At 58.1% G+C, this 2,883-nt stretch carries 3 protein-coding genes; 1 reads left to right on the top strand and 2 read right to left on the bottom strand.

Annotated elements, in window-relative coordinates:
* Complete coding sequence (locus AB4Z51_RS44645; protein WP_441499735.1) at nt 1-249, top strand: LexA family protein; 249 nt, start codon at nt 1-3, stop codon at nt 247-249.
* Between the two features lie 548 nt (nt 250-797).
* Here AB4Z51_RS44645 and AB4Z51_RS44650 read toward each other — a convergent pair.
* Nucleotides 798-1,160: an FAD-dependent oxidoreductase gene (locus AB4Z51_RS44650; RefSeq protein WP_441499737.1), complete on the bottom strand. Its 363-nt coding sequence runs from the start codon at nt 1,158-1,160 to the stop codon at nt 798-800.
* The gene (locus AB4Z51_RS44655) at nt 1,144-2,343 is read right to left on the bottom strand and encodes a flavin monoamine oxidase family protein (protein WP_441499736.1); all 1,200 of its coding nucleotides are present in this window, start codon (nt 2,341-2,343) and stop codon (nt 1,144-1,146) included. Before AB4Z51_RS44655 ends, AB4Z51_RS44650 begins: the two co-directional genes overlap by 17 nt.
* Nucleotides 2,344-2,883 lie beyond the last annotated feature (540 nt).

Raw genomic sequence — 2,883 nt, forward strand, 5'->3', positions numbered from 1 at the left:
GTGAGTCCTTCGACAAAACCCTTCACGCCCACGCAGGGGCAGTATCTGGCTTTTATCCACCTCTATACCCGGCTGCATCGCAGGCCCCCGGCCGAAACCGACATGCAGGAATATTTCCGCGTCAGCCCGCCTACGGTTCACCAGATGGTGCTGACGTTGGAACGCGCCGGCCTCATCAGACGGCAGCCAAGGACGCCCCGCAGCATCGAGGTCCTCGTTGATCCGAAACTCCTGCCGGAGCTAATCTGACCGCCGGACCCAACCCGTCAAAATCACTGTGCAGAGCCACTAGTGATGCGCTGAGGGCACGATCCGCTCGCGCAGCTGTCGTATACGCGGGGATATGTCCTTCGCGATTCTAAGGGCAGTGACACCCTCAACGATTCGTCTCCAAGGTGCGCGAAGCACTCGCGGCTGGTTGAACGACGTGATTGAGTTGAAGGTGACTAGCGGCCTTGACCTTTTTGGATGGTGTTCAGAGAGATCAAGATTTCCGAAGAGGCTATACTGATCACGGCTTCTCTAGCGGCGCTCCACTCGCGGCTAAATGCTGCCGTGTAATCGAGCTAGCTTCTCAATTCTCGAAACAGATTTGGAAGGTCACGTTTGATCTTGGAGGATGAAGATGCGCCTGGGATCGATCAGGCCTAGCGGCTTTATTGAGCAGCACATCATGACGTCTGGCGAAGTTGTCTTGCAGTATTTGCAAAGGATGGAAGCCTGACGCCCGATTATTGCAACCGGCCGCGACATGCCCGTTCTTCCGCAGCGACCAGGTCGTGCCGCTGCGCTCAACGCTAGATGAGGCCCTCGTTCCGCGTGATGGCCGATGCCGCAGCTAGCCCCGATTGCAATGCACCTTCCATGTAACCGAAAAACGGCAAACAGCAGTGCTCACCCGCAAACACAAGCCGCTCGTTGAACGGCCTATTGAGGAACGGCCCGATGCGGGTGACCTCGCCGGGAGCGGGGCATGAATATCCGGCCCCCGTCCAACGTTCGGCGGGCCAGCAGATCAACGTGGGATCGCTCACCAGATTCCCAGAATAGCCGGCAAAGAGTTTTTCCAGCTCGCGCCCGTAGTACGCATTCAGTTCGCCCTGACCCGACCGGCCAAGCAGCTCTATCGCTTCCTTGGCGGCATCACCTCCGGCGAACAGGCTGAGCTCTTACGGACTGATCTGTCATCTGGATCTGATTATCCGTGCCGTCCCAGGTCATTCCGATCGCGTCTGACATGCCGTTTGGAGACAGGCCGCCGCCGAACCAGAAACGGCCTTTGAGTTCGCTCAGGTACTTGATCGCGAGGCCCATCGACATGTGAAAGTCGGGCGGAATGGCAGGAGTAATCGTGATGTCTGAAGGGGATGATGCGGTTGGCCAAAGACTCGGCGGAACGGCAAATACGACATAGTCGAATTCAAGTTCGTCGTCCGCTGCGGACTTGAGAATGACTTTGTCCGCGCGAATATCGATCAGTGCTATCGGCCTGTTTGTTGCGACGCTGCCACCTGCCGCTTCGATGCTCTGCGCCAGTTTGAATGCGAGCGTTTGATTGCCTTGTTCGCATTTTACGGTTTCGGACTGGGTAAAGTAGTCGTCGGGCTTGCCATGAAGCGCGCCGCCGCGAATTGCGGCGAGATTGGCCAGTAGGCTCTGTCGGCGGGTGGGGGCGCCGTTAGTGTTGGCGAACTGGGCCTCGAGCGCCTTCTTCGCAAGCCTGCTGCAATCCTGCTTTTCGATCCAGTCCGCCAGGCTCGTTCGGTCAAGGTCGTGGGCGTGCGGGGTTTCCCAGCATTTATAAGGATCGGCCAGCGTTCTCGCTTCTGCGCAGATCTTCGCGATCACCGGCTCCATCTCGTCGTAGACTTGCTTGGTCTGCTTCGGCGAGAGCACCTGGCCGTCCAGCGACAGCGGCATATCGAGATTGAGGGACGTGAATGCTTCCTCCGTGGTGAGCACGCTCAATCCCAGACCGAAATGCTTGGCAAGCCGCAGCCAGGTTAAGTGATTGTATCCGATCAACTCGGCGCCGGCTTCGATCACGCGGTGGGATGATGTGTGAAATTGGGTCCACACTCTGTCGCCGACGCGATCGCGCGCCTCGAAAACCTGGACCGTGCATGTGCGCGATAGGGTATGGCCGGCCATGAGTCCCGCGAACCCCGCACCGACGACGGCAACTCGCGTCTTCTTGTCTGCCCGTTCAGGAGCGAACATGATATTCACGCCGAATGTCTGCGCGAAGTTTGCGATCCTGTTCTGCAGGTCGCGTTGTCGCTGGAAGGCCGGCGGCCTGGTGCCGAAGCGCTGGTCGAGCCGTGCGTAGAGTGAACGAGCCATGGTGTCTCCGTCATGGACGACGTCGGATCGCGCTTCTGAAAAGCTGCGCTTTCCTCGACGCGAGTGAGGCGATGGCGCCGCCGGGATAACGTTGCACAGCTCGGGTTTTCAAAAGGAAAGCGGTTGTCAACGGCAGCGACGTGTGCAACTTATAGCTGATCGATTGGAATGGCTCTAGTGGCCGGGTGGGAGTAGCCCAGCGATCTTTGGCGCAAGACCATAATATTTTTGTCGACGTATTTGTGCTGGCCGGCCCGGCGAGAGAGCGTCAGCGGTCATGGATTTTGGATGACGCGTTTGAGGCTGCGGACAGATTTTTGGGCGCGACGCGGCATCAGCGGATCATTGTTTCTGATGGGGTAATGTCCCGCACATAGCGGAGGAGCACTCATGTCGATTTTGCGCAGATTCGACCCGCCGGCGTATCTGACCGATCTCGATCACGTCCCCGGCGGCCGCCAGCAATGGGACGAGTTTGTTAGCCTCTGCTTCAAATCCTCGATCGATGTCCAGAAAGCTATTCTTTCATCGGACGAAAAA

This window comes from Bradyrhizobium sp. 2TAF36 (genome assembly GCF_052114925.1).
Classification (GTDB): Bacteria; Pseudomonadota; Alphaproteobacteria; order Rhizobiales; family Xanthobacteraceae; genus Bradyrhizobium; species Bradyrhizobium barranii.